2 protein-coding genes are annotated in these 1,598 nt (G+C 28.8%); both read right to left on the reverse strand.

Annotated elements, in window-relative coordinates:
* Window positions 1–684, reverse strand: a 684-nt coding sequence (locus AQ1689_RS09225; protein ID WP_145993751.1) for a hypothetical protein, incomplete at its 3' end; no start/stop codon positions are given.
* A gap of 117 nt (window positions 685–801) precedes the next feature.
* The coding region (locus AQ1689_RS09230) for a hypothetical protein (RefSeq protein WP_101955906.1) at window positions 802–1,598 on the reverse strand (797 nt) is incomplete at its 5' end.

Raw genomic sequence — 1,598 nt, forward strand, 5'->3', positions numbered from 1 at the left:
TTCTTCATACATCTCTTGATTTCCGTTAGATACCATATTAGCTACGGTAGATAATTGTGATAATTCAACGCCTAAACTTATCATTTTATCAAGCATGTCTTTTCTTAAAGTATGCAACATTCCTGTACAGTCTCCATTTTCTGTACGCTCTTCTCCTCTACATTTTGAATCAAATAAGAACCTTTCTAATTCATCTGGTTTGTATAACTTTGATTTGCTAAACGCAAATTGTAACCAATCTTTATTTTTGATATAACCTTGTTCTTTAACTAGATTAATTATTCTTGCAGGTTCTTTTGTTTTTATCCAATTAGTTGCACTTATATCATTATAAAAAATCATATTATTATAATGAAGTATCGTTTTTAGGAACGCATCATAATCGATATTTTCAAGATCCCCATCAGAAAACTCTCTAAACGTATAGGTATCTGGTAATATAAATTTCTCGTAATATAAAAGTTCCTTTGGAAACATTAAATCGTCATCTAAAAAAATTATTCTATAGTTAACTTTATCAACATCTAGTTTAAATATTTCTTCTATTTTATTTTTTAAGAGACCATAAGGAGGGGCTTTATATTTATTTTTAATGTCTTTTTTAATTTTTTTATAAGCGATTATTGTTTCACTAAAATCATTCTCTTTAAAATTATAAGGTAAACTATCAATTATTGCACCCATATTCTGTTTATTATATACTAATTCTTCTGCTTTTTTATCTTTTTTATTTCCATTGCAACTAAAAAAGCATATTATAATTATTAGCTGTATTATATTATTGTTCTTCATAAAATTATTTTATTTATTGTCGAGTATACCTGTCCACTTAATAGTTCCATATTTAGAATCTTCCCAATCACTTTCTATTACCTCTCTTTCTTCTATGATCACGCGAACAGGTCTTTGTTTAATACTCATGTTATGTACAACTTTGTTCTTATCTGTTCGCTTGGCATATTTCATTTCTTTATGAATAAATAAGTCTGGGATTTCCTCATCAATAAGTTTAAAAATTAGACTTTTATCATTCCCTGAGACAAATGTCAAGCAACCTTGAGCATCTTTAGGACTATATTGGTGTATTGCTATACCATCCCTATCTCCATCAGGTCCTTTTATTAGAGTACTATTTATACTACCTCCAATATAAACCTCATATGTTCTTTTTTCTTTAATCAAAAAATATTCTCCTGGTGGACATTCATTATATTGCCCATATCTTTTATCTGAATGTTTCACTATAACTGTTGCTTTTGTCTTTTTATCCGTATAATCTTTATCAAAAGCATCTCTTGACAAAAAGGTCGTGTAATCAGGAATAGGTAAATTATTTTTTTGTTTTAAATCTTTATATTGATCTATTTCCATACTTCTATATATGTCTGTTTTATAAACTACGTAATCACCTATTTTATGATCTCCTTTCCCACCAATCACCACCACCGTTCCTTTTTGCCCTTTACGATGTTTGTAATCTGGGCAATCTGCTACTTTTAGTATTTTTACGGCTTCTTCGAGATATGATTCTCTATGTGCATAGCCTTTAAAAGCATCGTTAATTCTATAAGTTACTGCTTTTAGAGCATCATCGCCTA

This window comes from Tenacibaculum finnmarkense, from assembly GCF_900239185.1.
Classification (GTDB): Bacteria; Bacteroidota; Bacteroidia; order Flavobacteriales; family Flavobacteriaceae; genus Polaribacter; species Polaribacter finnmarkensis.